Genomic DNA, 25,177 nt, shown 5'->3' with positions numbered 1-25,177 from the left:
TGAAACCTCCGCCCCGAAGCTGCCGGGGCGGAGGCGTCAGGGTATCAGAAGGCAAAGCAGGAGCAGCCCAGCACGCCCCAGAAAGCTTGCTCATCGGAGACCGGAATCGACGACTTGCGCGCAATATCATGTTGGTGGCCGTGAACGCCGCAGCTGCCGCAGCACTGGTGCATCTGCACCATGGCGCCGATTTTAGCCGCCGCCGGCGGAGCGGAACGGTAATGGCCCGGGACCTTCACCACCGGTGACCACTCCGGTAGCACCGGAATGGGCGGCGGCGCCAGCGGCGAAAAGTGACCGGCAGCGTACACCACTTTGCCATCAACCACCGTTAACACGGACTCAATGCCTTTGATCTCCTCTTCCGCGACGCTGAAGTAGTCTTTCGACAGCACCACCAGATCGGCAAGCTGACCGGCGGCCAGACGGCCTTTCTTGCCCTGCTCGCTGGAGAACCAGGCGCTGCCCGCCGTCCACAGCTCCAGCGCGACATCGCGCGGCAGGCGGTTGTCGTCGTCATACATCGCCATCCCGCCAACGGTGCGCCCGGAGACCAGCCAGTACAGTGCGGTCCACGGGTTATAGCTGGCGACGCGGGTGGCATCGGTGCCCAGCCCCACCGGCACGTCCAGTTCCAGCATTTTCGCTACCGGCGGGGTATGTTTCACCGCCTCTTTACCGTAGCGATCGACAAAATATTCGCCCTGGAAGGCCATCCGGTGCTGCACCGCAATACCGCCCCCCAGCGCCTTCACCCGCTCAATGTTACGCTCGGTAATGGTCTCGGCATGATCGAAGAACCAGTGCAGGCCATTAAACGGGATATCGCGGTTCACCTTCTCAAACACGTCCAGCATTCGGCTGATAGACTCGTCGTAGGTGGCATGCAGGCGGAACGGCCAGCGATGCTCCACCAGATGGCGCACCACCCGCTCCAGCTCATCCTCCATGCCTTGCGGCAGATCCGGCCGCGGCTGCAGGAAATCTTCAAAATCCGCCGCCGAGAACACCAGCATCTCGCCGGCGCCGTTGGCGCGATAGAAGTCGGTCCCCTGCCCCGGCTTCAGCATATCGGTCCAGCGTTCGAAATCCTCCAGCTCCTGCTTCGGCCGCTGGGTAAACAGGTTGTAGGCGATGCGCACAGTCATCTGATCTTTCGCGTGCAGCTGTTCGATAATTTCGTAATCTTCCGGATAGTTCTGGAAGCCGCCCCCGGCGTCGATGGCGCTGGTCAGCCCCAGTCGGTTCAGCTCGCGCATAAACTGGCGGGTAGAGTTCACCTGCAGATCCAGCGGCAGCTTCGGCCCTTTGGCCAGCGTGGCGTAAAGGATCATGGCGTTCGGTTTGGCGATCAGCATCCCGGTCGGGTTGCCGCGGCTATCGCGGACGATCTCTCCGCCCACCGGATCCGGCGTCTCTTTGGTATACCCCACGGCTTTCAGCGCCGCGCGGTTCAGCAGCGCGCGATCGTAGAGATGCAGCACAAACACCGGCGTATCGGGCGCCGCGTCGTTCAGCTCTTCCAGGGTCGGCATCCGCCGCTCAGCGAACTGAAATTCGCTCCAGCCGCCGACCACCCGCACCCACTGCGGAGAGGGTGTGCGATCCGCCTGATCCTTAAGCATTCGCAGGGCATCGGCCAGCGAGGGAACGCCCTCCCAGCGGAGCTCAAGGTTGTAGTTCAACCCGCCGCGGATCAGGTGCAGGTGAGAATCGTTGAGGCCCGGGATCACCGTATGCCCTTTGAGATCGACGATTTGCGTCCCCTCGGCGGCAAAGCTCATGATCCGATCGTGGCTTCCGGTAGCAACAATTTTTCCGTCGGCGATGGCCACGGCTTCCGCCAGGGGATTCGCGCGATCGAGGGTATGAATCTGACCGTGGGTCAGAATCAGTGTGGCAGTTTGCGACATAACGCACTCCTTGAGGAGGCTGACTCAGTTTTTCTTTAACCAGCCAGCAAACAGGCGGGTCACGATGGGCATCCAGAACCAGACCACCAGCGCAACCACGCAGGCATCATTGATCAGGTGCAGCAGCAGGCTCCCTTTGAGCGACGGCAACAGCATACCGGTGACCGCAGGCACCAGGTTGGTGCTGGGAAAAATCACCAGCAGGGTGATCAGAAATTGTTTCCAGCGCCGCGGCTGGCGCACGTTCGCCGTCGGCGGGGTAAACCAGAAGGCCGGCTCGGTCCGCACCTCCGTCCGATCGCCTTCCGTCAGCAACGGCGCAATCTCTGCCACCAGCTGCCGACGGGTTTCCGACTGCGTCCAGGCGTAGAGGTGCTCCAGGGTATCGAAGCGGATTATGACGCTCCACAGATTCTGCCCTGCGGCGGGCCGGATCACATTCGCGCCGAGATGGCCGGGAAACTCGGCCGCAATGGGCATAATTTTACCGAGCCACTCCTCGTAGCGCTGGCCGTGTTGCGGATCGAGCAGATGGCTGATGACCAGGGTCACCGATTTTTGCTGCGCCATAGAGAGTTCCTTGCTTCAGGGGAATGGCGGGATTGTTCCCGCCATTAGCCACAGATGACCATACACAACATCATTCATGCTACGTCGAGGCGGCAAGCCGGCACGTCCCCCTGAGCGGAGATAAGTCAGCGACCGGGGACGGGTAAACGCAGCCGAAGATCAGGCAGCCTGAAGGATGAAGTGATTTACGCTTTACGCTCCGGCGCGCCATGCACCATGGTATAAGCGTAATCCACGCCCATCCCGTAGGCGCCGCTGTGTTCGCGTACGAGGTCCATCACCGCATCGTAGGTCGCTTTGCGCGACCAGTCGCGCTGGTACTCCAGCAGCACCTGTTGCCAGGTCACCGGTACCGCCCCCGCCTGCACCATCCGGTCAATAGACCGCTCATGGGCGTCGACAGAGGTGCCGCCGGAGGTATCCGTCACCACATAGACCTCGTAGCCCGCCTCCAGCGCCATCAACGCCGGGAAGGTCAGGCAGACTTCGGTCCACAGGGCGGAAATCACCAGCTTTTTACGGCCGGTCGCTTTCACCGCCGCCACAAACGCGTCGTCTTCCCAGGAGTTCATCGAGGTACGTTCAATCGGCTTGACGTCAGGATGCACGGCCAATAATTCCGGCCAGATATAACCGCTGAAGCTTTTGGTCTCTACGGAGGTATAAATCACTGGCACATTAAAAATTTTGCCCGCTTTCGCCAGCGCCACGGTGTTATTTTTCAGGGTCTGGCGATCGATATTCGCCACGCCAAATGACATCTGCGGCTGGTGGTCAATAAAGATAAGTGCGGAATTAGTGGGATCGAGCAGTTCACGAATAGACATTAAATACCTTCTTAATCAATTAGTTAAAAAGATGACATGATGGTTAATGCGTCGTGTGGATCCTGACTGATAAAGCATGGTGAGTATAGCCAGTTATTTCTAACAAGTTATTAAAGTTTTTTTGTGGTTTATTTTTTTGCCCGTAGCAAGGATTTGCTCGCATCCGCATTAATCAAATTTTTACGCCAAACTGTTCTGATTTATTCACTGGCATTGATTATTGTGCTTAGGTACAACAAGGGAAAATAAATTAATGGATAGCTCCCCCATGCGTGTGAATTTTGATGTACTCATGATCCTTGATGCCCTGGACAGACACGGGTCCTTCGCCACCGCCGCGGAGTCGCTGTATAAAACCCCCGCCGCCCTGAGCTATATGATCCAGAAGCTGGAGAGCGATCTGGATATTGTGCTGTTGGATCGCTCTGGCCACCGGGCGAAGTTTACCGATACCGGTAGGCTGATGCTGGAGAAGGGACGGCAGCTGTTGAGCGCCGCCAGAGATCTGGAAAAGCAGGCGCAGCAGCTGAGCGCGGGCTGGGAGCGAGAGCTGGCGATCGCTCTCGATGCTTCGTTTCCCTTTTCTGCCCTGCTACCGCTGATCGCCGAGTTTTATGCGCAAAATCCGCAGACGCGCCTGAACTTCAGTCATCACACCCTCGCCGGTTCGTGGGAAGAGCTGACCCACCATGGCGCGGATATTATCCTCGGCGCCATCAATGAACCCCCGACCTCTGCAGAGTGGTCATGGCAAACCCTCGGCGCGCTGGATAACATTTTCGTGGTTGCCCCCGCTCACCCGCTGGCTCAGGCGAAGGAGCCACTGACCAATAAACAGCTCAGCCAACATCGGGCCATCGTGATCCGCGACAGCGCCCGTTATTGCCATCCGCTAAACAGCAATCTCCTCGACGAGCAGCCGCAAATCGGCGTCGATGATTTCGCCAGTAAAGTCGAACTGCTGTGCGCCGGGTTGGGCTGCGGCTTTCTGCCGCGCCATATCGCTCGCCCATGGCTGGAAAAAGGCAGTCTGGTGGAGAAAAGCGTCGCCTGCTGGCGGGAAAAAGATATCACCTACATGGCCTGGCGCAGCGGGAATGACGGGCTGGCTCAGCGCTGGTGGCGGGAGGCGCTCCTCCGCGGCGACCTGCTGAGCCAGCTCTACCGTTAACGGCCGGACCAGACGCTGGCGGAGATGGCCGGAAGGGTCAGCACCCCGTCCTGAAAGGCGCCGGCGCCTTCCAGCAGCGTCCACCCGGCCACGTTCAGCAGCGGCGAATCCTCGATAACCACCTCGCAGGCTTCCCCGCGGTTAATCGCCACCAGCACGCGCTGCTGTTTGTAGACCCGGACAAACACCACCACGTTATCCTCGGCGTAAATCACCTGACAGCCGCCGTAGCGCAGCGCCTGCTGGGCCTTACGCAGTTTCGCCATCCGCTGATACAGCGCCAGCAGTTGGGTATCCTGCAGCGCCGGATCCCACGGGAACGGTTTGCGGCAGAACGGATCGTTGTTGCCATCCACGCCCACCTCGTCGCCGTAGTAGATACACGGTACGCCCGGCCAGCTAAACAGCCACACCACCGCCAGCGGCAGGCGCGCTACGTCTTTACCAAGGAGAGATTTAAAGCGCGCCGTATCATGGCTGTCGAGCTGGTTGAACATCCGCAGCTGCTGCTGATGCGACAGCCCGGCGCGATAATTATCCATCCACGCCATGCAGGTCTGGGCGTCTATCTTCTGCGGATCGTAAGAGATATCGGTATTGGCAAGGAAACCCCAGATCGGGAAGGTAAAGCCGCGATAGTTCATCGCCGCATCTTCGGCATCCGCCTGCAGCCATTGTCGCGCATCGCCAAAATGTTCGCCAAAGACAAAGGCTTCCGGCTGCGTTTGTTTTGCCGCCTGAGTGATGCCGGCGATATGCTGCAGGTTATTCCGCGCCCCGCCGCCTTCGCCCAGCATATGCACCACGTCCAGACGCCAGCCGTCCATGCTCCACGGCGCTTTCAGCCAGTGGCGTACGATACTGTCCTCGCCGGCATAGATCTCGTTGACCAGGCTGGTCGAGCGATAGTCGAGCTTCGGCAGACTGGCATAGCCCAGCCAGTTGTGCGCCTGCCCCTCCTCTGAGAAGGTAAACCAGTCGCGCCACGGGGAGTCCGGATAATGGCCGGCGCCGCCGCAGCCCTGTTGGTGTCGGTCGAACCAGGGATGGGAATCGCCGGTATGGTTGAACACCCCGTCGAGGATCATGCGCATCCCCACCCGCTGGGTGTTGTGCCGCAGCCGGAGCAGCGCCGCGTCGCCGCCAAACTGCGGATCGACGCGCCGATAATCCTCGGTATCGTATTTATGCACGCTGGGGGCGGCGAAAACCGGGTTCAGATAGAGGGCGGTGACGCCGAGTTGCTTCAGGTAGGGAAGTTTTTCGCTGACGCCGTCGAGATCGCCGCCGTAGAACGTCGACCCGCCCGCCTCACCGGTTAGCGGTTCGTCCCATGCCTTGCGCACAATCTCCCGTCCCGCCGCGTGATGGTAATAGACCGCATCCTGGTCGGCGTCACGCGCGGCGCTGCGGGCAAAGCGATCGGGGAAAATCTGATAGAACACCTGATCGGCCACCCACTGCGGGCCGGCGTCCGGCAGGTCAATGGCAAACTGTTCCAGCCTGGCCGGCGGGAAACGGGTGAAACCTTGTGGCGTAAACCAGCGCTGATGGTCGGCCCACAGCAGCTTAAAGCTGTAGCGGCGGCGCGGCTGGCCGCTGGCGAGAGAGATTTCACCGCGCCATGCCACCACGCCTGGCTGCGGCGCCTGACGGAGCCGCTGCATCGGCAGCGACAGCTCTTCGTTATCCTCTTCCGCGCGCAGCGTGATCCGCTGCGGCAGCGACTCACCGCTTAACCACAGGGTAATAAACAGTCGGTCCTGTTGCACCTTGATAAAGGGTGCAACCGGAAGGTGCCATGCCTTCAACATCGTGAATCCTCATTGTGCAGAATGGGCACACCTTGCCATAGCCGTCAGGCGCAGAACTCATCATCACAGGATTTTTTGGGGGAGGATAACGGGGGAGGACGCGGGACTGCAAGCCGCCCCGGTCGCATGATGCTGACCAGGGCGGTGCATTTACTGTGCCTGCGCCAGACGGCGATCGCGACGGGTCTTAAAGACCCAGCCCAGCAGCAGCAGGCCGATCCACGCCATACCGACATACAGCGAGATACGGGTATCCGGATGATAGCCGATCAGGGCGATAATAAAGGCCAGGAACACCAGGCCGACTACCGTGGTCACCACTCCGCCGGGCACTTTGAATTTCAGCGCCTTGACCTCTTCGGGCGACAGACGGCGGCGGAAGGCAATCTGTGACAACAGGATCATAATCCACACCCACACCGTGGCGAAGGTGGCCAGGGAGGCGATCACCAGGAAGACGTTTTCCGGCATGATGTAATTGAGATACACCGCAAACAATAGCGCAATAGTCATCACCATCACCGTCACCCACGGAATACCGCGGCGCGACGTTTTAGCGAACACCTTCGGCGCGCTGCCCTGCTCAGCCATACCGTGCAGCATACGGCCCACGCCGAACACGTCGGAGTTAATCGCCGACAGGGAGGCTGTCAGGACCACGAAGTTAAGAATACTGGCCGCGAAGGTAATGCCCAGATGCTGGAAGGTCAGGACAAAGGGGCTGCCGTCGGTTCCCACCTGATTCCACGGATAGATGGACATAATGACGAACAGTGTGCCGACGTAGAACACCAGAATACGCATCGGCACCGAGTTGATCGCGCGCGGAATGGATTTCTCCGGGTCTTTCGCCTCACCGGCGGTAATACCGATGATTTCGATGCCGCCGTAGGCGAACATCACCATCTGCAGCGACATCACCATCCCCAGCCAGCCGTTGCTGAAGAAGCCGCCGTTGCTCCACAGGTTATGAATGCCGGTCGGCTGGCCGCCGTTGCCGATCCCCCAGATAATAATGCCGAACCCGGCGAGGATCATGATGATAATGGTGGCCACTTTGAAGAACGAGAACCAGAACTCCAGCTCACCAAACACCTTGACGCTCATCAGGTTGACGGCGCAGATGATCAGTACCACGCTGAGCACCCAGATCCAGTGCGGTACCGTCGGGAACCAGACGCCCATGTAGATACCGAAGGCGGTGACGTCGGCGATGGCGACGATCAGGATTTCGAAGCAGTAGGTCCAGCCGGTGATATAGCCCGCCAGTCCGCCGAGGTTTTCCTGGGCATAGCGGGAAAATGAGCTGGCGGCAGGGTTATGCACCGACATCTCACCGAGCGCCCGCATAATGATATATGCCGCGACGCCACCGATAATGTAGGCCAACAGCACGCTGGGTCCGGCCATCTTAATGGCGTCGGCTGAGCCGTAAAAAAGCCCGGTGCCGATGGCGGAACCCAGGGCCATAAAGCGGATATGCCGGGTGCTTAGCCCGCGCTTAAGCTTGTTACTACTTTCCATCGTGGTTTTTCAATGCCGTTTAACACAAAAAATAAAAAACCACGGAACCCGAAGTCCCGTGGTTAAACGCTTTTCCTTAACGCCTGTTAATGGGCGCTGGAAGTCACCTGACGTCCGGCTGCACGATCCCAGATCACCGCGAGGAACACCATCACGGCGGTGGGCATCAGCCAGGCCAGGCCCTGCTCCGCCAGCGGCAGACGCGCGGTCCAGGCCGGCAGAATCGCGGCAAACGCCGATGACTTAATCCCGTCAATGATACCAAACATCAGACTGATAAACATGGCCGGCGCGATAACGCGGGACGAATTATGCCACCAACTGCGGGTAAAGCTTAATACAACCAGTGCGATACACGGCGGATAGATAGCGGTCAGCACCGGAATTGACACCTGAATCAGATGGCTCAGCCCCAGATTGGAGACCGCCATCGAGAACAGGCCAAGGATAAAGACCAGCGTGCGATAGGAGAACGGCAGATACTGGGCAAAGAACTCGGCGCAGGCGCAGGTCAGGCCCACCGCCGTCACCAGACAAGCGATGAAGATCAGCGCCGCCAGCAGGAAGCTGCCCGCCCCGCCGAAGGTGTGCTGCACGTAGGAGTGCAGAATGGCCGCGCCGTTGGCGGACTGGTCCACGAGAGTGGCGCTGTCAGAACCCAGACGGAACAACGCCAGGTACAGCAGCGTCAGGCCAACGCCTGCCATCAGGCCAGCCCAGACGGTGTAGCGGGTCAACAGACGCGCTTCGCTGACGCCGCGGGAGCGTGCCGCATTGACAATCACGATCCCGAACACCATCGCGCCGAGGGTATCCATGGTCAGGTAGCCGTTGACGAAGCCATTGGAGAATGGCGCCGTACGATACGCTTCCAGCGCGTCGCTGATCGGGCCCGCTGGCCAGATGATGGCCGCGACCGCCAGCACAATCAGGGCGATAATTTTCAGCGGCGCAAGGAAGTTGCCCACGGTGTCCAGCAGTTTGCCCGGATAGAGGGAGACCAGAATCACCAGCGCGAAATAGATAACGCTGTAGATCAGCAGCGGCAGCGGGCCGTCGCCGGTCAGCGGCGCAATACCGACCTCAAAGGAGACGGTCGCGGTGCGCGGGGTCGCGAACAGCGGTCCCACCGCGAGATAACACACCACCGCCAGCAGGATACCCGCCACTTTACCAATCGGGGTGCTCAGGCTTTCAACGCCGCCGCCGACTTTCGCCAGCGCCACCACCGTCAGCACCGGCAGACCCACCGCAGTGATCAGGAAGCCGATCGCCGCTGTCCAGACGTGCTCGCCCGCCTGTAAGCCAACCATCGGAGGGAAAATTATGTTGCCTGCGCCAACAAACAACGCGAAGGTCATAAAGCCCAACGCTATGATGTCGCGAGATTTTAACTGATGGGTCATAAATTCATTACTGCCTGTGGATGTGGTGTTGTAAAAAATGGAAAAATACCGCGCTCCCCTCTCAGGGACGATACAGCGGCCATTGCCGGTAAACTCAGCGAGATATGCTCCCGAAGCGGCGTGGGAAAGAATTGTTTTTGGTATTACCACGCAAAAGCAGTCTGTCATCGACTGCGCAGGCGCAATTTAAACGCTTATAACGTTTTAAAGCAAGGCACGATCGCAAAAGCAGATGATTATGCTGGTTATCAGTTTCACACCAGAATCATTTACCATGTTGATGGAAAACCCGTGGCTTATCATGCGAACAAAAAAGCAGCACGCGTTCATTAAATAGGCGAGGAAAAAAGGGATGCCAACGAAAATGACCAGCCGGGGCTGGTCATTGGCAAGATAAGCTGACAGCACGCCGATCAGGCGTCGTTTCTGGCAATTAATCGTTCCGGGAGCAGGAAGCTAAAACGGGTTCCCTTGCCCACCGTGCTGTCGATCTCCAGCCGGCTGTCATGATGGTTGACCGCGTGTTTGACGATCGCCAGTCCCAGGCCGCTGCCCCCCGTTTGCCGGGAGCGAGCTTTATCCACCCGATAAAAACGCTCGGTCAAACGGGGAATATGCTCTGGCGCAATGCCTGGCCCATTATCCTCGACGCTGAACAGCGCCCCCTGCGGGGTCCGCTGCCAGCTGACGCGAATTTCGGTCCCCGGCGGGGTGTGGTTCACCGCGTTATAGACCAGATTGGAAATGGCGCTGCGCAGTTGCTCCTCATTACCCAGCACCTTGAGCTGCTCGTCAACGGTGAAGATCAGCGTCTGTTTCTCCTGGCTGAGAGTTTGCGCCTCGCGCTCCACCACCCGCAGCATCATCGGCACGTCGATGCGGTCATTCATCGCCAGCGCCGGCGCGGCTTCAATGCGCGACAGCGTCAGCAACTGCTTCACCAGCCCTTCCATACGCTGAGTTTGCTCTCGCATGGTGTGCAGGGCTTTTTCCCGCGTCGCCCCCTCCAGTACCTGCTCCTGCATCATCTCCAGATAGCCCTGCAGCACCGTCAGCGGGGTGCGCAGTTCATGGCTGACGTTGGCGAAAAAGTTCCGCCGCGCCCCTTCCAGCTGATGCATCTGCGTCACGTCGCGCGCCACCATCAGCCACTGCTTATCGGTGTAAGGCATCACGCGAATTTCCAGATGGCGAGCGTTATTCAGCACCAGGTTGAGTGGCTTAGAAAAATCACGCTGTTTCAGATAGTTGGCGAACTCGGGATAACGCAGGAGGTTGAGAATATTTTGGCCACTGTCGTCCGGCCAGCGCAGGTTTAAAATCTGCTGCGCCAGGCCATTACACCAGAAAATGGCCCCCTCTTCCGTGGTCAGTACAACCGCATCCGGCAGCGATTCCGCCCCGCTGCGAAAGCGTTTAATCAGGCTTCCCAGCTCGCGTCGACGCTTTTTATTACGCATCTGCATCTGATGCAGACCATACAGCAGCGGCTCCCAGCTGCCGCGTCCAGGCGGAGGAGTCATGCTCCGATCCACCCACAACCACCACGACAGGCGCATCAAATTCCAGAAATGCCAGATCAGCAAACCGGTCACTGCCGCCAGTAAAAACCACGGCAGATGACCCACAAACGCCCCCAGAATCAGGGCCGGAATACACGCTAAAAAGAGCTCCAGCGCCAGCCTTTTCCATGACAGCCGTTCCAGCACGGGTCACACTCCTGTCAAAATTCAGAAACGGGCGGAGAAACGATACCCCGTGCCGCGAACCGTTTGCACCATGCGATCATGGCCACTGTGTTCCAGCGCTTTGCGCAGGCGGCGAATATGGACGTCCACCGTGCGGTCTTCCACATAGACGTTGGTTCCCCAGACGTGGTTCAGCAACTGCTCGCGGCTGTACACTCGCTCAGGATGGGTCATAAAGAAGTGCAATAATTTAAATTCCGTCGGCCCCATGTCCAGCGGACTGTCGCCGGTCATCACCCGATGCGACGAAGGGTCGAGGCTCAGACCCTGCATTTCGATCACCTCTTCCACCGCCATCGGCGAAATACGGCGCATCACCGCTTTGATCCGCGCCACCAGCTCTTTCGGTGAGAAAGGCTTGGTAATATAGTCGTCCGCGCCGGTCTCCAGGCCGCGAACACGATCCTCTTCTTCTCCACGCGCGGTCAGCATCACAACCGGGATATCCCGCGTCATCGCCTCGCGCTTGAGCAACTTAATAAACTGCAGCCCCGAACCACCCGGCAGCATCCAGTCAAGGAGAATCAAATCAGGCCAGGGTTCATTGAGTTGATTCACCGCGCTGTCATAATCTTCCGCCTCGACGGGCTGAAAGCCATTTTGCTCCAGAACAAAGCAGACCATTTCGCGGATTGGAGCTTCATCTTCAACGACCAGAATTCTTCTCGCCATTATTTACCCTGTGTTTTTTAGCCATCAGTATAGAAGTGCGGCGTCATTATGCGTCACTTTTGTGACAGATTTATGAAAAAAATGACGGTCTGATGATCGGGTAATTTGAAGCATGACGCGGACTTACCCCGCGCCGACAAATGATATACTGCCGCCCATGCTTTTTTCGCTAGGGAAGATTTATGCGCCTCCTTCACACCTCCGACTGGCATTTGGGCCAGAATTTTTACAGCAAAAGCCGCGCGGCAGAACACGACGCTTTTCTTACCTGGCTGCTGGCCCGCGCGCAGGAGCATGAAGTCGACGCCATTATCGTGGCTGGCGATATTTTTGATACCGGCTCGCCGCCGAGCTATGCCCGCGAGCTGTATAACCGTTTTGTCGTCCAGTTGCAGCAGACCGGCTGTCGCCTGGTGGTGCTGGCGGGCAATCACGATTCAGTGGCGATGCTCAATGAGTCCCGCGATATTCTCGCCTTTTTGCACACCACCGTGGTGGCGAACGCCGGCTACGCGCCCATTGAGCTGCCGTTGCGCGACGGCACCCCTGGCGCCATCTTTTGCCCGGTGCCGTTTTTACGCCCTCGCGAGCTGGTTACCAGTCAGGCCGGCCACTCCGGTCGGGAAAAACAGCAACAGCTACTGCACGCCATCAGCGACTATTATCAGGAGCAGTATCAGCAGGCCTGCGCGCTGCGCGGCGATCGGCCGCTGCCCATCATTGCCAGCGGCCACCTGACCACCGTCGGCGCCAGCAAAAGCGATGCCGTCCGCGACATTTACATCGGCACGCTGGATGCCTTTCCGGCGCAACACTTCCCGCCTGCCGACTACATTGCGCTGGGCCATATTCATCGGGCGCAGGTGGTCGGTGGCTGCGAGCACATCCGCTACAGCGGCTCGCCGCTGCCGCTGAGCTTCGATGAAACCGGCAAAGCCAAATCGGTGCACCTGGTGAGTTTTAACGACGGGCGCCTCAGCGCCGTGGAAACCCTGGAGGTGCCCGTGACCCAGCCGCTGGCAGTGATCAAAGGCGATCTGGCCGCCATCACCGCCCAGCTGGAGCAGTGGCGCGGCGTCGAGCAGGACCCGCCGGTGTGGCTGGATATCGAAATTACCACCGAGGACTACCTGCACGATATTCAGCGTCATATTCAGGCGCTGACGGAGGATCTGCCGGTGGAAGTGTTGCTGGTACGACGCAGCCGCGAGCAGCGCGAGAAAATATTGCTCAACGCCCAGCGGGAGACCCTTAGCGAACTGAAGGTGGAAGAGGTGTTCGAGCGCCGGCTGGCGCTGACCGAGATTGACGATGACAAGCGCGCCCGGCTGCACGAGCTGTTCACCCATACGCTGCATACGCTCACCGCGGAGGACGAAAACGCATGAAAATCCTCAGTCTGCGTCTGAAAAACCTCAACTCCCTGAAGGGTGAATGGAAGATAGACTTTACCGCCGAGCCGTTCGTCAGCAACGGCCTGTTCGCCATTACCGGCGCCACCGGCGCCGGCAAAACCACCCTGCTCGATGCCATTTGCCTGGCGCTTTATCACGAGACGCCGCGCCTGAATAAAGTTTCCCAGTCGCAAAATGACCTGATGACCCGCGATACCGCCGAATGTCTGGCGGAAGTCGAGTTTGAAGTCAAAGGCACCGCCTACCGCGCTTTCTGGAGCCAGAACCGGGCACGCAACCAACCGGATGGCAATCTGCAGGCGCCCCGCGTCGAGCTGGCACGCTGCGCCGACGGCAAAATCCTCGCCGATAAGGTCTCGGACAAACTGGAGCAAACCGCGACGCTCACCGGGCTCGACTATGGCCGTTTCACCCGCTCGATGCTGCTTTCCCAGGGACAATTTGCCGCCTTCCTGAACGCGAAGCCGAGCGATCGCGCGGAGCTGCTGGAGGAGCTGACCGGCACGGAAATCTACGGCCAGATTTCGGCCATGGTCTACGAACAGCACAAAGCTGCTCGCCACGCGCTGGAGAAGTTCGAAGCCCAGGCGGCGGGCATCGTTCTGCTGACGGAAGCGCAGCAGCAGGCGCTGCAGGAAAGTTTGCAGGTACTCACTGACGAAGAAAAAACCCTGCTAACGCAGCAGCAAAACCAGCAACAGCAGCTTCAGTGGCTGACGCGCTGCGACGAGCTGGCGCAGCAGCACCAGCAGGCGGTTAGCCGGCAACAGCAGGCCCGCCAGGCGCTGACCGACGCCGCCCCGGCGCTGGCGAAGCTTGAGCTGGCCCAGCCGGCCGCCCAGCTGCGCCCCCTGTGGGAGCGTCAGCAGGAACAGGTGGCAGGTCTGGCGCAAACCCGGCAACGGATCAACGAAGTAAATGCTCGCTTACTTGCCTGCACCGCGCAGCGCGCGCGCATCCGCCGCAGCGCCCTGCACGCTCAGCAGCAGCGTCAGGCTGAACTGACGGACCTGGCGCAGTGGCTGGCGGCCCATGACCGATTCCGCTTATGGGGCCAGGAGATTGCCGGCTGGCGGGCGCAATTCTCGCAACTGACGCGCGATAAACAGCAGCTAACGGCTCAGACCACCCGCCTGGCCGCGCTGCGCCAGAAACTCAGCGCTCTGCCGGCCAGCTCCCTGTCATTGTCCGCAGAGGAAGTCGCGGCGGCGATGGCGCAGCAAACGCAATCGCGGCCGCTGCGCCAGCGGCTGCTCTCCCTGCATGAACAGCATCAGCAGTTGCACAAACGCCTGCGGCAGAGCGCCGAGAACATCCAGCAGGCGCAAACGGAGCAGGCAAAACTCAATGCCACCCTGACGCAACGTCGGGAGCAATATAAAGACAAAAACCAGCACTATCTCGACCTGAAGGCGCTCTGCCAACGGGAAGAAACGATTAAAGATCTGGAAGGTTACCGCGCCCGGCTTGAGGCGGGGAAGCCCTGCCCGCTGTGCGGATCCTGTGAACATCCGGCGATTGAGCAATACGCCTCCCTAACGGTCACGGATAATCAGCGCCGCCGCGACGCGCTGGAAAAAGAGGTCGCCGCGCTGAAAGAAGAAGGTCTGCTGGTCCTCGGGCAGGTCAACGCCCTGACGCAGCAGCTCCAGCGTGAGACCGAAGCGGCCCGGCGGCTCACAGAGGAAGAGCAAGCGCTCACTAAAGCGTGGCAGGAAACCTGCGCCGCTCTGCAGGTCACGCGGGATATTGCGCAAGAGATAAACGACTGGATGCAGGAGCAGGAGCGCTACGAGCAGCAGCTCTATCAGCTCAGCCAGCGTCAGATGTTACAGAGCCAGCTCAACGACCAGCAAGCGCTGGAGCGCCAGGCTCACCAGCAGCTGGAGACCACGCGCCAGGGGCTGGAGAACGCCCTGCAGACGCTGTCGCTCAGCCTGCCGGAAGAAGGCGCAGAAGCCGCCTGGCTGCACGCTCGCGAAAGCGAATTTGCCCGGTGGCAGGCGCAACAGACGCGGCATGGCGTGCTCCAGGAGCAGATCGCCGCCCTGAAACCGCTGCTCGATACGCTGCCGCCCGGCGATGAGGATGACGCGGAGGCTGAGCCGGTGATCCCGGACAACTGGCGCGAAATCCACGAGGAATGCTTGTCGCTGCACAGCCAGCTTGTCGCCCAGCAGCAACTGGAGACCGAAGAAACGGCGCGCGTACATCAGTCACAGACGCAATTCACGACAGCCCTGGCCGCCAGCCGCTTCAACGATCGGGAGGCGTTCCTCGCCGCGCTGCTGGATGACGAGACCGCCCAGCGGCTGACGCAGTTAAAACAGTCGCTTGAGCAGCAGCTTCAGCAAGCGACGGTGCTCTGCGAGCAGGCGACTCAGCAGCAACAGGCGCATCTGGCGCTGCGGCCGCAAGGATCAGACGCGGACGGCCCCACCCTGCAAACGCAGCTGCACGCCCTGGCCCAGCGGCTGCGGGACAACACGACCCGTCAGGGTGAGATCCGCCAGCAGCTCAGGCAGGATAATGAAAGCCGCCAGCAGCAGCAGGCGCTGGGGCAGCAGATTGCAGAGGCGGCGCAGCTGGCGGACGACTGGGGCTATCTGAATTCGCTGATCGGCTCCAGCACCGGCGACCGGTTCCGCAAATTCGCCCAGGGGCTGACGCTGGATAATCTGGTCTGGCTGGCAAACCAGCAGCTCAACCGCCTGCACGGCCGCTATCTGCTGCAACGCAAGGCCAGCGAGGCGCTGGAGCTGGAGGTGGTCGATACCTGGCAGGCCGACGCCGTGCGCGACACCCGCACTCTCTCCGGCGGCGAAAGTTTCCTCGTCAGCCTGGCGCTGGCCCTGGCGCTGTCAGACCTGGTGAGCCATAAGACACGGATTGACTCCCTGTTTCTCGATGAAGGCTTTGGCACCCTCGACAGCGAAACGCTGGATACGGCGCTGGACGCCCTGGATGCCCTTAACGCCAGCGGCAAAATTATCGGGGTGATCAGCCACGTGGAGGCAATGAAGGAACGTATTCCGGTGCAGATCAAAGTGAAGAAGATAAATGGCCTGGGCTACAGTCGGCTGGACAGAGTGTTTGCGGTGGAGTGAGGTCTGAATTATGGCGATGTCCCCTCACCCTAACCCTCTCCCGGAGGGAGAGGGAACCGTCCGGCGCCGGTCTGTAATTTCGCACGCTATTGCGATTCCCCTCTCCCTGCAGGATGAGGGGTTCCCGGCCACTGCCTCTACCACCCGCACCGTACCGCTTTTCTCCCTCTCCCTGCAGGGAGAGGGCCGGGGTGAGGGGGAGCGGTTCAGGTCCCCTGGAGCGGCCACAGCCAGGCCGCGCCGCGTACTCCGCTGGAGTCACCGTGCAACGCTTTGCGGATCGGCGTTTCACACTCGCCGCCGAAGACCCACTGCTTCACCAGGTCCGGTACCGTTTGATACAGACGCTCGACGTTGCTCATCCCGCCGCCCAGCACGATAACGTCCGGGTCGAGGATATTCACCACGTGGGCCAGCGATTTCGCCAGCCGCTGTTCATAGCGGCTCAGCGCCAGTTCGGCCTTTTCGTCACCTTCGCCCACCAGACGCATAATCTCGCTGCCAGTTAACCCCTTGCCGCTCAGCCGCTGGTAGTCGGTGGCAAAGCCGGTGCCGGAGATAAAGGTTTCGATACATCCCTGTTTACCGCAGTAGCAGGGCACTTCCGCACGATAGCGCAGCTCATCGTCGTTCATCCACGGCAGCGGGTTATGCCCCCACTCGCCGGCGTTACCGTTGCCGCCGATATGCGCCCGCCCGTTGAGCGCCACCCCGGCGCCGCAGCCGGTGCCGATAATCACCGCAAACACCGTTTGCGCCCCCGCCGCCGCGCCGTCCACCGCCTCCGACACCGCCAGACAGTTGGCGTCGTTGGCCAGCCGGACTTCACGCTCAAGGCGCAGGCTGAGATCCTTATCAAAGGGCTGGCCGTTGAGCCAGGTCGAGTTGGCGTTTTTCACCACCCCGGTATAGGGCGAAATTGTGCCAGGAATGCCCATCCCCACGGTACCCTGCTGCCCGGTCGCCTGCTCGGCCATCGCTACCAGGGTGGCGATAGTCTCGATGGTTTGCCGGTAGTCCTCACGCGGCGTGGGTAACCGGTGGCGAAACAGCTGCTCTCCCTGGTCGCTCAGGGCTATCACTTCGGTTTTTGTTCCACCTAAATCAATACCAATACGCACGCTCAGCTCCTCACCCCGATTAACAATGCAAGCATAGCGACAATTCGCTATCATGCCCGCCTGATTTAACGACAAAGCCGTGGAAATTATCATGCTGTGGTTCAAAAATTTAATGGTTTACCGTCTCAGCCGCGATATCGAATTGCGCGCCGAGGAGATGGAAAAACAGCTGGCCGAGCTGACATTTACCCCGTGTGGCAGCCAGGATATGGCGAAAACCGGTTGGGTGTCGCCGATGGGATCGCACAGCGACGCGCTGACGCATACGGCAAACGGCCAGATCATTATCTGCGCGCGTAAAGAAGAAAAGATCCTGCCGTCGCCGGTGATCAAGCAGGCGCTGGAGGCGAAGATCCAGAAGCTGGAAGCCGATCAGGGCCGCAAGCTGAAGAAGACCGAGAAAGATTCCCTGAAAGATGAAGTGTTGCACTCGCTGCTGCCGCGCGCCTTCAGCCGCTTCAGCCAGACGATGATGTGGATCGATACCGTTAACGGCCTGATCATGGTGGACTGCGCCAGCGCGAAGAAAGCGGAAGACACGCTGGCCCTGCTGCGTAAAACCCTCGGTTCACTGCCGGTGGTGCCGCTGACCCTGGAGAATCCGATTGAGCTGACGCTGACCGAGTGGGTCCGCTCCGGCACCGTGGCGCAGGGCTTCCAGCTGCTGGATGAAGCCGAGCTGAAAGCGATGCTGGAAGATGGCGGCGTGATCCGCGCCAAGAAACAGGATCTGGTAAGTGACGAAATCGCCGTGCACATTGAGGCCGGGAAGGTCGTCACCAAGCTGGCGCTGGACTGGCAGCAGCGTATTCAGTTTGTGATCTGCGACGATGCGTCAATTAAGCGCCTCAAGTTCTGCGATGAATTACGTGACCAAAACGAAGATATCGATCGGGAAGATTTCGCCCAGCGCTTTGACGCCGACTTTATCTTAATGACCGGCGAGCTGGCTGCCCTGATCCAAAGCCTGGTAGAAGGGCTCGGCGGCGAAGCGCAGCGCTAAGCGCCGCTTTCCTTCCTGCCAGGCAGGAAGGAAAAAACAACCCGGCGGCAGGCGCCGGGTGTCACTCTGGCTTACAGATAGCGGCACAGATAAGAGGTTGGCTCAGCCACCTGCAGATGAAATTCGCTGTTGCCTGGCACATTGAAAACTTCGCCGGCGGCGTAAACTTTCCACTCAGTCTCACCCGGCAGCAGGACATTCAGCGCCCCGCTGACCACCGTCATCTCTTCCGGCTGCGCCGTACCAAAGGTGTATTCCCCTTCCGCCATCACGCCAACGCTGGCGCGACCGGTACTGCTGCTGGTGAAGCCAATGGATTTCACTTTTCCGTCAAAGTATTCATTGCTTTGAAGCATAAACAAGCCCTTCTGATCGTCGGTTAAAGGCTCAATATAGGGGGCGCTCCTTGCCCCTGTCACGTGAAATTAACACATTAGACCAATAGTTCTGCCGCCAGTCGGGAAACCAGCACATTCGACAGCAAAACCGGGACGTCCAGGGCTTTTTGTAACACATCGCGGTGATGCTGATAGTAACCGAGACAGTCGAGGACCAGCACGTCGGCGCCCTGCTCCAGCAGCGTTTTGCCGGCGCTTAATAACTCACTGTCGCTGCCGGTAAAAGGGTTGGCCAGCGCGTAGTACGGCGACTTTTCCAGCGAGAGCCACTTTTGCCGCTGCATAGGCATGATCTCTTCCACCGGCACGATCACCCCCACCTGATGCCCATCGACGATCGACGCCACCAGCGGCGGGATGATCCGCTGCGGCTCAAGAAGGATCGCATGGTGGGTTGTAAAACCGCTTAACTGTTCGGAGCTAAGCAACAGGATCACATCATAGTTCTGCCGATCCAGCATCGCGATCACGCTGCGGATATCGCGTTCAATTTTCTGCCGCGATACCATCACCAGCTGGTTATCATTGAGCAAGGTCAGCAGGCCCTGCTCGCCGTCACCCACCGCGTACTCTTTGGTTACCTCAGCATGTGTCATATCGCCCAGCAAACTAATGTGGGTGATCTGTTCTTCCCTGATATGTTCGGTCAGGAGCGGCAACACTCCCGCCAGCGGCACAACGCCGATGGTCAAAATTGCCATCGTTGCACTACTCATATCATGTACCTTTTCACTACCACTGCTTCAAGACAGACTTACCACACACGGCATCCGCCCCCCTGGTGAGTAAAAATCAACCGTCGAGAAGCGTAGCAGTTCCGCGCCGCGGTTGAATGTAAAGATTGCCGGGCGACAGCGGCGTGCCTGAAAAATCCGTGTGTTAGATATTCATTAGTACGACTGATAAATAAAAAATGTGAGATACGCCCGATATTGCCAGTATGGCCGGCAATCCGGGCTCAGGGGTTACGACTTATCAGGATCTTCATAGCGCCGCTTGGCATCCACGGCTTCCTGCTCGGTAGGATGTTCGCTGATCAGCGAATTGGGTTCAGGATAATCCGCGCGGAGTTGATACCAGGTGACGGTCTGACCCTGCGGGCCTTTCTCTACCGCAACCACGCGCGCTTCTCTCGGATATGGGGGCCTGTTTGGCATAGTTCTTCCTTCTTCTGGTATCAGAACTATCAAGTATAGGCGCCCCTCGCCGCCTTAATGTAAGTAAATTCTTAACTTACCGGGGTTGCCGTCGCGCCGCACAGCATGGTCATAATCTGCTCCACCACCCGATCCGGGGAGGCCGTGGCATCGACAATATGATGGGCGGCATCACGGTATAAGGCTTCGCGCTGCGCCAACACCTCGCCCACTTCCTCACGTACCGGCTTACCGGTAAGCGTCGGCCGCTGTTCGGCTTTTGGGTAGGCCTCCAGACGATCAATGAGCGCCGACACCGAGGCCTGCAGATAGATCACCACGCCGTTCTCCCGCATAAACTGGCGATTACCTTCCGCCAGCACAATACCGCCGCCGGTGGCGATCACCGTATTCGGCAGAGTCACGGCCTTCAGCGACAGGGTCTCCAGTTCGCGAAAACGCGCCCACCCTTCTGCCTGCACGATCTCGGCCACCGTCCGCTGCTCATGGGCCTGCAGCCGATGATCGGTATCGGAGAACTGAAAATGCCGCGCTCGCGCCAGCGCATGACCGACGGTGGTTTTACCGCAGCCGCGTGGCCCGATGAGAAAGATTGGCTGTGTCATGACCGAAGACCCCCTGGTTCCGCCTGTCGTAAAATATGAAAACGAAAGAACGTATTATCGCTGTTTGTTCCGTAACGTAGTCGTAAATAAAACGTTACACAACTTCTTTACACCCCATCACCACAGTGACAAAAGGGGCTCTTGATGTAAACTTATCATTGCATTAAGTGTTTAACCAGCTTTACTTTCGGCTGGGCGTTATTTTTTATCCAACGCTGGCGTAAACGGTAACACATTTATGCATAGCTTTACGAAGCAACATATTTACAACATCGTGTTTCAGACGCACCCTGATGCCTATTCGACAGTGTGACAGAGGAATGTAACATGCAATCTGAAGAACAACGCCTTATTGATGGACTGTTTTCCCGGCTAAAAGAGGCTGAGGCGCACAGTGCATCGCGCGATACCAGCGCCGAGGAGCGGATTGCCCAACATGTGAGCGCGCAGCCGGCGGCCCCCTACTATATGGCGCAAACCATTCTTATCCAGGAAGCCGCGATTAAACAGCTTAACGATCGCATCCAGGCGCTGGAGAGCCAGGTCAGCCAGCTGCAGGCGGCGAAGCCCAGCAGCGGCGGATTCCTCTCCGGCCTGTTTGGCGGTGGCGGCTCGTCACGCGGCTCTGACCCCATCCCGGGCGCGGAGCAATACGGTCGCCCGCAGGCCAGCGCCCAGTCGCAGTATGCCCCGCCGCAACAGCAACAGAACTATGCCCCGCAGGCAGCCGCACGCGGCGGCTTTATGGCGGGCGCGCTGCAAACGGCCGCAGGCGTAGCGGGCGGCGTGGTGCTGGGCAATATGCTGACCAACATGTTCAGCGGCTCGCACCCGCAGGAGATTGTCAATATCATCGAAGAGCAGCCGCAGCCTGCCGCCGCCGCCGCGCAGGACGCCACCGCGGGTGACGATCCGTTCCGCCAGGGAGACGATCAGTTCCTTGCCGACAACACCTGGAACGACGACTTCGACGCCGGCTTTGGCGACGATGATATTGGCAGCGACGACGATAGCTGGGTTTAACCCTGCTGACGCTTAACCGCCAGCAACCACTTCTCCAGCTCGGCGGCAAACTGTTGCCGGTCGCGCTGCGATAAACTATCCGGGCCGCCGGTCTGCACGCCGCTGGCCCGCAATGTCTCCATAAAATCCCGCATCGTCAGGCGCTCGCGGATCGTCGCCTCGCTGTAACGTTCCCCGCGCGGATTCAGCGCCGCCCCGCCCTTCGCCAGCACCTCTGCCGCCAGCGGGATGTCGGCGGTGATGACTAAATCTCCCGCCGCGCACTGGCGAACGATTTCGTTATCCGCCACGTCAAAACCTTGTTCAACCCGCAGAGTGCGGATGAAACGCGACGGCGGTACGCGCAGCGGCTGATTCGCCACCAGCGTCACCGGGATCTGGGTTCGCTCTGCCGCGCGGAACAAAATCTCTTTAATCACGTTCGGACACGCGTCCGCATCTACCCAAATAGCCATGCCAGCTCCTGTTACCTGCAATAAGTGACGCCAATGTTACCTGCTTTTCTCCCCCATGAAAGCGCCAGGATGGTAAGCTAATCAGATCGTAACGAAAAAAGCAGAGGGGAATGGTGATGGATAAGAAAATTGGCTTTATCGGCTGCGGCAATATGGGTAAGGCCATTCTGGGTGGACTGATCGCCAGCGGCCAGGTACAGCCGGGACAAATCTGGGTCTACACCCCGTCGCCGGATAAGGTTGCGGCTCTGCGCGACCAGTATGGCATCAACGCCGCCGGGAGCGCTCAGGAAGTGGCGCAGATTGCCGATATCGTCTTCGGCGCGGTTAAGCCGGGGATCATGACCAAAGTGCTGGGCGACGTCGCCTCAAGCCTGAATAAAGAGTCGCTGGTGGTCTCCATCGCCGCCGGGGTCACGCTTGAGCAACTGGCGCGCGCCCTCGGTCACGATCGCAAAATTATTCGCGCGATGCCCAATACGCCGTCACTGGTCAACGCCGGTATGACCTCCGTCACGCCTAACGCGCTGGTGAGCAGCGAAGATGTGGCCGAAGTGCTGACCATTTTCCGCTGCTTTGGCCAGGCGGAGCAAATTGCCGAGCCGATGATCCATCCGGTGGTGGGCGTGAGCGGCTCCGCGCCGGCCTATGTCTTTATGTTTATCGAAGCGATGGCCGATGCCGCCGTCCTCGGCGGCATGCCGCGCGCCCAGGCCTATAAATTCGCCGCCCAGGCGGTAATGGGCTCCGCCAAAATGGTGCTGGAGAGCGGCGAGCATCCGGGGGCGCTGAAAGATATGGTCTGCTCGCCTGGCGGGACCACCATCGAAGCCGTCCGCGTACTGGAAGAGAAAGGGTTCCGCTCCGCGGTGATCGAAGCCATCACCCAGTGTATGGAGAAATCAGAGAAACTGAGCCGCTCCTGAGCCTGAGAGGGTGGGCAGCAATGCCCTGAGTGTTCAAAGAAGAAGGGAGCGGATAAGCGCTCCCTTTTTTTCAGGCTTTCTTCAGGCAGGTACTCATGAAGGTACTGCGTTCATCACCCTTCAACGATTTTGCCGAGGCCGCTTTGTTGCAGTCGCTCATCTTCTGCTGCTGAGGGGTGAGCGCTTTTCCTTGCGACGTAGTGGTCTCTTTTTTCAGGCACTGGCTCATAAACGTTTTGCGCTCATCTCCTTTCAGCGCTTTGGCTGACGCTTGCTGATTGCAGTCCGTCATCTTTTGCTGCTGTGGAGTGGGCGTTTTTTCTGCCGCGCCAACCGCGCTGATAAAGATCAAGCCAAACAGTAGAGTCATTAGTAAGGTTATTTTCATCGCACCATCCTTCTGTGAGTGGATCGTTGTAAGTCTGGACGCAGATAGAAAAAAAACCAGCCGGTGACGCGATTTCGCCACCGGCAGCGACTTATTTCAGACTCAGGGCGGCTTTCATGGTCGAGAACAGGTCAGTCTGGTCGGTCAGGCCGACGACGTTAGCCGCGTGTGGACCGTAGGCCGCAATGCGCAGCTGGGTGCCGGTATGCTCCATAGACTCTTCCTCAGAGTTGCCGTAGCTCATGACCATCACTGCGCCATCGTGGGTATTCAGAGCCTGGGTCAGTCCCGGGGCTTTGCTGTCCGCCGGAATGATCTGGCTGGCGTGCGCATGGTCGGCGGTGACGATCACCAGGGTATTGCCGTCTTTTCGCGCAAACTCCAGCGCCTTCTGCACCGCTTCGTCGAGGTCTACGGTTTCGCCGATCTGGCCACACGGATTCGCCGCATGATCCTGTTTATCGATGGAAGCGCCTTCCACCTGCAGGAAGAAACCTTTCTCGTTGCGGCTCAGCAGGTCAATCGCTTTCTCCGTCATCTGCGCCAGCGTCGGCACCGAGGCGTCGCGTTTCGGGTTTGGCGTACAGGTCACCGGCGCCTTATCGATATTGCCGTGATAAGACGCCTTCGGCCCTTCCCAGCGAACCGGCATATTGCCATCGGCGAAGAGACCCAGCAGCGGCTTAGCCTGACTGGCGTCAGTCGCGGCGGCAAGGGAAGCCGCGTCGGTCACAATCTGGTAGCCGCGCGCTTCCGCCTGCTCGCGCAGGGTTTTGCCCTGCCACTCGCCCGCCGTCGCCGTTTCGGCAAAGGTCTTCGCCCCGCCGCCTAAGGTGACATCCGGCCGGGCGTTCAGCAGCTGTTCGGTAATGGAGCCTTTGCCCCCTTTCTCCAGCGCATTGCTGGGGCATTTTTCACTGGTGACCGTGGGGCCGTAACATTTACGCGATGTCACATGCGCCACCAGCGCTGCGGGGGTGGCGTCCTGCAGCTCGGCGGTGGAAACGTTGCCGGTGGCCAGCCCCGCCGCTTTCGCCAGCTCGAGGAGGGTCTGATGCGCGTTCTCATGAATATCGACGCCCAGCGCGCCGTTATAGGTCTTGACGCCGGTGGTCCAGGCAGTGGCGGACGCCGCCGAGTCGGTCACGTAGTCCGGTTTCCCGGTTTTTTTATCCAGCGAATAGTGCGTGTACTGCCCGGTTAACGGCAAGGCGTCAATCCCTTTAAAGAAACCGCCCGCCCCTTGCGCATAATTTCGCGCAGCGGTAATTTCCGAATCACCCATGCCATCGCCAATCAGCAAAATAACGTTTTTAGCCGGCTTATTGATTAACGAGGCGCGCAGCGCTTCGGTTTGATCGCCGGTTAAACGACGCGCGCCGCCGGGAGTGGTGATATCTCCCTGCGCAGCGCGATTTTCCAGAACCGGCGCAGCAGTCGTTTCTGCATGAATAACCGGCGAGCCCAGCAGAGGAACCAGGGCAATAAACAGGGCGCTTAATTTCACTTTTGTCATCTCCATGTAAAAAATACTTAAAAAAAACAAAACGAGGGAGACTTTATAAAAGGGAGATGACAGAAAAATGACGGCATCCTTGTCGTGTCACAAAGACTAGCTACGAGGATGCCGCAACAGCTTCTTTAGATATTGCTGCAGCAGCATCGCATCCTGGTCGTTGACCGGCGGACAGGGCGTCACCTGGTCAATCGCCTGTTCTATATCCTGAATCAATGCCTGCTGGGCATCATGCTCCATATGGCGCAATAATGCGGTGACCACGATCTCCAGCGCTTCAACCTGCACCGTCAGTTCCTTTGCTTCTTCTTCCTTTTGCGCCAGTTTAACCAGTAACTCAGCAATGAGATTCTTCATAGCACCAGTTCCTTATGCGAGGCCTGTTTTTGATTGGGATGTCATACCCGATGACGGACCT

24 protein-coding genes are annotated in these 25,177 nt (G+C 59.1%); 7 read left to right on the top strand and 17 right to left on the bottom strand.

All coding sequences use genetic code 11. The features are described 5' to 3' along the window. Nucleotides 1-44 precede the first annotated feature (44 nt). The 3 genes from NKJ21_RS19705 to NKJ21_RS19695 all read right to left on the bottom strand — a co-directional run bounded on the left by NKJ21_RS19705 (nucleotide 45) and on the right by NKJ21_RS19695 (nucleotide 3,310). On the bottom strand, nucleotides 45-1,913 hold the full coding sequence (locus NKJ21_RS19705; RefSeq protein ID WP_012968842.1) for an amidohydrolase: 1,869 nt from the start codon (nucleotides 1,911-1,913) through the stop codon (nucleotides 45-47). A gap of 24 nt (nucleotides 1,914-1,937) precedes the next feature. Further along, nucleotides 1,938-2,483: an antibiotic biosynthesis monooxygenase gene (locus NKJ21_RS19700; RefSeq protein ID WP_008805362.1), complete on the bottom strand. Its 546-nt coding sequence runs from the start codon at nucleotides 2,481-2,483 to the stop codon at nucleotides 1,938-1,940. A gap of 185 nt (nucleotides 2,484-2,668) precedes the next feature. After that, the gene (locus NKJ21_RS19695; RefSeq protein WP_002890357.1) at nucleotides 2,669-3,310 is read right to left on the bottom strand and encodes a hydrolase; all 642 of its coding nucleotides are present in this window, start codon (nucleotides 3,308-3,310) and stop codon (nucleotides 2,669-2,671) included. 268 nt (nucleotides 3,311-3,578) lie between these two features. Here NKJ21_RS19695 and NKJ21_RS19690 point away from each other — a divergent pair, with 268 nt between their 5' ends. After that, a complete protein-coding gene (locus NKJ21_RS19690; RefSeq protein WP_012968843.1) occupies nucleotides 3,579-4,481 on the top strand; it encodes a LysR substrate-binding domain-containing protein in 903 nt (300 codons plus the stop codon). Here the strand turns inward: NKJ21_RS19690 and malZ are convergent. From malZ to brnQ, 3 genes are all read right to left on the bottom strand, one after another. Beyond that, nucleotides 4,478-6,295: a maltodextrin glucosidase gene (gene malZ, locus NKJ21_RS19685; protein ID WP_046620440.1), complete on the bottom strand. Its 1,818-nt coding sequence runs from the start codon at nucleotides 6,293-6,295 to the stop codon at nucleotides 4,478-4,480. The two genes, NKJ21_RS19690 and malZ, sit on opposite strands and share 4 nt — an antisense overlap. A 150-nt stretch (nucleotides 6,296-6,445) precedes the next feature. Beyond that, entirely contained in the window at nucleotides 6,446-7,819 is a 1,374-nt protein-coding gene (gene proY / locus NKJ21_RS19680) for a proline-specific permease ProY (RefSeq protein ID WP_008805358.1), read from the bottom strand. Nucleotides 7,820-7,905: 86 nt separating this feature from the next. Next, nucleotides 7,906-9,225: a branched-chain amino acid transporter carrier protein BrnQ gene (gene brnQ, locus NKJ21_RS19675; RefSeq protein ID WP_008805357.1), complete on the bottom strand. Its 1,320-nt coding sequence runs from the start codon at nucleotides 9,223-9,225 to the stop codon at nucleotides 7,906-7,908. Here brnQ and NKJ21_RS19670 point away from each other — a divergent pair. Next, on the top strand, nucleotides 9,217-9,558 hold the full coding sequence (locus NKJ21_RS19670) for a hypothetical protein (RefSeq protein ID WP_239270549.1): 342 nt from the start codon (nucleotides 9,217-9,219) through the stop codon (nucleotides 9,556-9,558). The genes brnQ and NKJ21_RS19670 overlap by 9 nt on opposite strands. A gap of 80 nt (nucleotides 9,559-9,638) precedes the next feature. On the opposite strand, the gene phoR is transcribed toward NKJ21_RS19670, so the two are convergent. Further along, on the bottom strand, nucleotides 9,639-10,934 hold the full coding sequence (gene phoR / locus NKJ21_RS19665) for a phosphate regulon sensor histidine kinase PhoR (RefSeq protein WP_012968845.1): 1,296 nt from the start codon (nucleotides 10,932-10,934) through the stop codon (nucleotides 9,639-9,641). Between the two features lie 21 nt (nucleotides 10,935-10,955). After that, nucleotides 10,956-11,645 (bottom strand): phosphate response regulator transcription factor PhoB, encoded by a 690-nt coding sequence (phoB, locus tag NKJ21_RS19660; protein ID WP_002890343.1) that lies wholly within the window; start codon nucleotides 11,643-11,645, stop codon nucleotides 10,956-10,958. A 182-nt stretch (nucleotides 11,646-11,827) separates the two neighbouring features. Between phoB and sbcD the strand changes: the two genes are divergently transcribed. Next, nucleotides 11,828-13,033, top strand: coding sequence for an exonuclease subunit SbcD (sbcD, locus tag NKJ21_RS19655; RefSeq protein WP_012542712.1), 1,206 nt, complete (start codon nucleotides 11,828-11,830; stop codon nucleotides 13,031-13,033). After that, nucleotides 13,030-16,167: an exonuclease subunit SbcC gene (gene sbcC, locus NKJ21_RS19650; protein WP_109909832.1), complete on the top strand. Its 3,138-nt coding sequence runs from the start codon at nucleotides 13,030-13,032 to the stop codon at nucleotides 16,165-16,167. The genes sbcD and sbcC overlap by 4 nt, the downstream gene beginning before the upstream one ends. Nucleotides 16,168-16,373: 206 nt before the next feature. On the opposite strand, the gene mak is transcribed toward sbcC, so the two are convergent. Beyond that, nucleotides 16,374-17,288: a fructokinase gene (gene mak / locus NKJ21_RS19645; RefSeq protein WP_023339643.1), complete on the bottom strand. Its 915-nt coding sequence runs from the start codon at nucleotides 17,286-17,288 to the stop codon at nucleotides 16,374-16,376. Between the two features lie 91 nt (nucleotides 17,289-17,379). On the opposite strand from mak, the gene rdgC reads away from it, so the two are divergent. After that, complete coding sequence (gene rdgC, locus NKJ21_RS19640; RefSeq protein WP_002890285.1) at nucleotides 17,380-18,291, top strand: recombination-associated protein RdgC; 912 nt, start codon at nucleotides 17,380-17,382, stop codon at nucleotides 18,289-18,291. 71 nt (nucleotides 18,292-18,362) lie between these two features. On the opposite strand, the gene ppnP is transcribed toward rdgC, so the two are convergent. The 4 genes from ppnP to aroL form a co-directional block, all read right to left on the bottom strand. Next, nucleotides 18,363-18,647 carry a pyrimidine/purine nucleoside phosphorylase gene (gene ppnP, locus NKJ21_RS19635; RefSeq protein ID WP_002890284.1) on the bottom strand — a complete coding sequence of 95 codons (285 nt, stop codon included), beginning with the start codon at nucleotides 18,645-18,647 and terminating at the stop codon, nucleotides 18,363-18,365. 77 nt (nucleotides 18,648-18,724) lie between these two features. Continuing rightward, entirely contained in the window at nucleotides 18,725-19,405 is a 681-nt protein-coding gene (locus NKJ21_RS19630) for an AroM family protein (RefSeq protein ID WP_008805351.1), read from the bottom strand. A gap of 249 nt (nucleotides 19,406-19,654) precedes the next feature. Further along, the gene (locus tag NKJ21_RS19625; RefSeq protein WP_008805350.1) at nucleotides 19,655-19,846 is read right to left on the bottom strand and encodes a YaiA family protein; all 192 of its coding nucleotides are present in this window, start codon (nucleotides 19,844-19,846) and stop codon (nucleotides 19,655-19,657) included. Between the two features lie 71 nt (nucleotides 19,847-19,917). After that, nucleotides 19,918-20,451: a shikimate kinase AroL gene (aroL, locus tag NKJ21_RS19620; RefSeq protein WP_008805349.1), complete on the bottom strand. Its 534-nt coding sequence runs from the start codon at nucleotides 20,449-20,451 to the stop codon at nucleotides 19,918-19,920. Nucleotides 20,452-20,778: 327 nt separating this feature from the next. On the opposite strand from aroL, the gene NKJ21_RS19615 reads away from it, so the two are divergent. Then, nucleotides 20,779-21,474 carry a DUF2076 domain-containing protein gene (locus tag NKJ21_RS19615; protein WP_109909833.1) on the top strand — a complete coding sequence of 232 codons (696 nt, stop codon included), beginning with the start codon at nucleotides 20,779-20,781 and terminating at the stop codon, nucleotides 21,472-21,474. Here NKJ21_RS19615 and NKJ21_RS19610 read toward each other — a convergent pair. Then, nucleotides 21,471-21,929, bottom strand: coding sequence for a YaiI/YqxD family protein (locus NKJ21_RS19610; protein WP_012542717.1), 459 nt, complete (start codon nucleotides 21,927-21,929; stop codon nucleotides 21,471-21,473). The two genes, NKJ21_RS19615 and NKJ21_RS19610, sit on opposite strands and share 4 nt — an antisense overlap. A gap of 116 nt (nucleotides 21,930-22,045) precedes the next feature. Between NKJ21_RS19610 and proC the strand changes: the two genes are divergently transcribed. Then, nucleotides 22,046-22,855: a pyrroline-5-carboxylate reductase gene (proC, locus tag NKJ21_RS19605; protein ID WP_008805346.1), complete on the top strand. Its 810-nt coding sequence runs from the start codon at nucleotides 22,046-22,048 to the stop codon at nucleotides 22,853-22,855. A gap of 70 nt (nucleotides 22,856-22,925) precedes the next feature. Here the strand turns inward: proC and NKJ21_RS19600 are convergent, their stop codons facing one another. The 3 genes from NKJ21_RS19600 to iraP all read right to left on the bottom strand — a co-directional run bounded on the left by NKJ21_RS19600 (nucleotide 22,926) and on the right by iraP (nucleotide 25,116). Then, nucleotides 22,926-23,243, bottom strand: coding sequence for a PsiF family protein (locus tag NKJ21_RS19600; RefSeq protein ID WP_008805345.1), 318 nt, complete (start codon nucleotides 23,241-23,243; stop codon nucleotides 22,926-22,928). 91 nt (nucleotides 23,244-23,334) lie between these two features. Further along, nucleotides 23,335-24,765, bottom strand: a complete 1,431-nt coding sequence (phoA, locus tag NKJ21_RS19595; protein ID WP_008805344.1) for an alkaline phosphatase — start codon at nucleotides 24,763-24,765, stop codon at nucleotides 23,335-23,337. A gap of 90 nt (nucleotides 24,766-24,855) precedes the next feature. Then, nucleotides 24,856-25,116: an anti-adapter protein IraP gene (gene iraP, locus NKJ21_RS19590; RefSeq protein WP_008805343.1), complete on the bottom strand. Its 261-nt coding sequence runs from the start codon at nucleotides 25,114-25,116 to the stop codon at nucleotides 24,856-24,858. Between the last annotated feature and the right edge of the window lie 61 nt (nucleotides 25,117-25,177).

The organism is Klebsiella sp. SWET4 (assembly GCF_024296565.1).
Classification (GTDB): domain Bacteria; phylum Pseudomonadota; class Gammaproteobacteria; order Enterobacterales; family Enterobacteriaceae; genus Klebsiella; species Klebsiella variicola.
Note: the sequence above shows the minus strand (reverse complement) of the source record. Positions and strands in the feature narration are given on the sequence as shown.

What these genes read in the sequence shown, in the direction of transcription:
- ppnP (WP_002890284.1), bottom strand. Translation starts at nt 18,647, where the DNA reads ATGCTTCAAAGCAATGAATACTTTGACGGAAAAGTGAAATCCATTGGC.
- NKJ21_RS19600 (WP_008805345.1), bottom strand. Translation starts at nt 23,243, where the DNA reads ATGAAAATAACCTTACTAATGACTCTACTGTTTGGCTTGATCTTTATC.
- sbcD (WP_012542712.1), top strand. Translation starts at nt 11,828, where the DNA reads ATGCGCCTCCTTCACACCTCCGACTGGCATTTGGGCCAGAATTTTTAC.
- phoB (WP_002890343.1), bottom strand. Translation starts at nt 11,645, where the DNA reads ATGGCGAGAAGAATTCTGGTCGTTGAAGATGAAGCTCCAATCCGCGAA.
- NKJ21_RS19700 (WP_008805362.1), bottom strand. Translation starts at nt 2,483, where the DNA reads ATGGCGCAGCAAAAATCGGTGACCCTGGTCATCAGCCATCTGCTCGAT.
- rdgC (WP_002890285.1), top strand. Translation starts at nt 17,380, where the DNA reads ATGCTGTGGTTCAAAAATTTAATGGTTTACCGTCTCAGCCGCGATATC.
- iraP (WP_008805343.1), bottom strand. Translation starts at nt 25,116, where the DNA reads ATGAAGAATCTCATTGCTGAGTTACTGGTTAAACTGGCGCAAAAGGAA.
- brnQ (WP_008805357.1), bottom strand. Translation starts at nt 9,225, where the DNA reads ATGACCCATCAGTTAAAATCTCGCGACATCATAGCGTTGGGCTTTATG.
- NKJ21_RS19695 (WP_002890357.1), bottom strand. Translation starts at nt 3,310, where the DNA reads ATGTCTATTCGTGAACTGCTCGATCCCACTAATTCCGCACTTATCTTT.
- phoA (WP_008805344.1), bottom strand. Translation starts at nt 24,765, where the DNA reads ATGGAGATGACAAAAGTGAAATTAAGCGCCCTGTTTATTGCCCTGGTT.
- NKJ21_RS19625 (WP_008805350.1), bottom strand. Translation starts at nt 19,846, where the DNA reads ATGCCAAACAGGCCCCCATATCCGAGAGAAGCGCGCGTGGTTGCGGTA.
- NKJ21_RS19610 (WP_012542717.1), bottom strand. Translation starts at nt 21,929, where the DNA reads ATGGCTATTTGGGTAGATGCGGACGCGTGTCCGAACGTGATTAAAGAG.
- NKJ21_RS19670 (WP_239270549.1), top strand. Translation starts at nt 9,217, where the DNA reads ATGGGTCATAAATTCATTACTGCCTGTGGATGTGGTGTTGTAAAAAAT.
- malZ (WP_046620440.1), bottom strand. Translation starts at nt 6,295, where the DNA reads ATGTTGAAGGCATGGCACCTTCCGGTTGCACCCTTTATCAAGGTGCAA.
- NKJ21_RS19630 (WP_008805351.1), bottom strand. Translation starts at nt 19,405, where the DNA reads ATGAGTAGTGCAACGATGGCAATTTTGACCATCGGCGTTGTGCCGCTG.
- sbcC (WP_109909832.1), top strand. Translation starts at nt 13,030, where the DNA reads ATGAAAATCCTCAGTCTGCGTCTGAAAAACCTCAACTCCCTGAAGGGT.
- proC (WP_008805346.1), top strand. Translation starts at nt 22,046, where the DNA reads ATGGATAAGAAAATTGGCTTTATCGGCTGCGGCAATATGGGTAAGGCC.
- aroL (WP_008805349.1), bottom strand. Translation starts at nt 20,451, where the DNA reads ATGACACAGCCAATCTTTCTCATCGGGCCACGCGGCTGCGGTAAAACC.
- NKJ21_RS19690 (WP_012968843.1), top strand. Translation starts at nt 3,579, where the DNA reads ATGCGTGTGAATTTTGATGTACTCATGATCCTTGATGCCCTGGACAGA.
- proY (WP_008805358.1), bottom strand. Translation starts at nt 7,819, where the DNA reads ATGGAAAGTAGTAACAAGCTTAAGCGCGGGCTAAGCACCCGGCATATC.
- NKJ21_RS19705 (WP_012968842.1), bottom strand. Translation starts at nt 1,913, where the DNA reads ATGTCGCAAACTGCCACACTGATTCTGACCCACGGTCAGATTCATACC.
- NKJ21_RS19615 (WP_109909833.1), top strand. Translation starts at nt 20,779, where the DNA reads ATGCAATCTGAAGAACAACGCCTTATTGATGGACTGTTTTCCCGGCTA.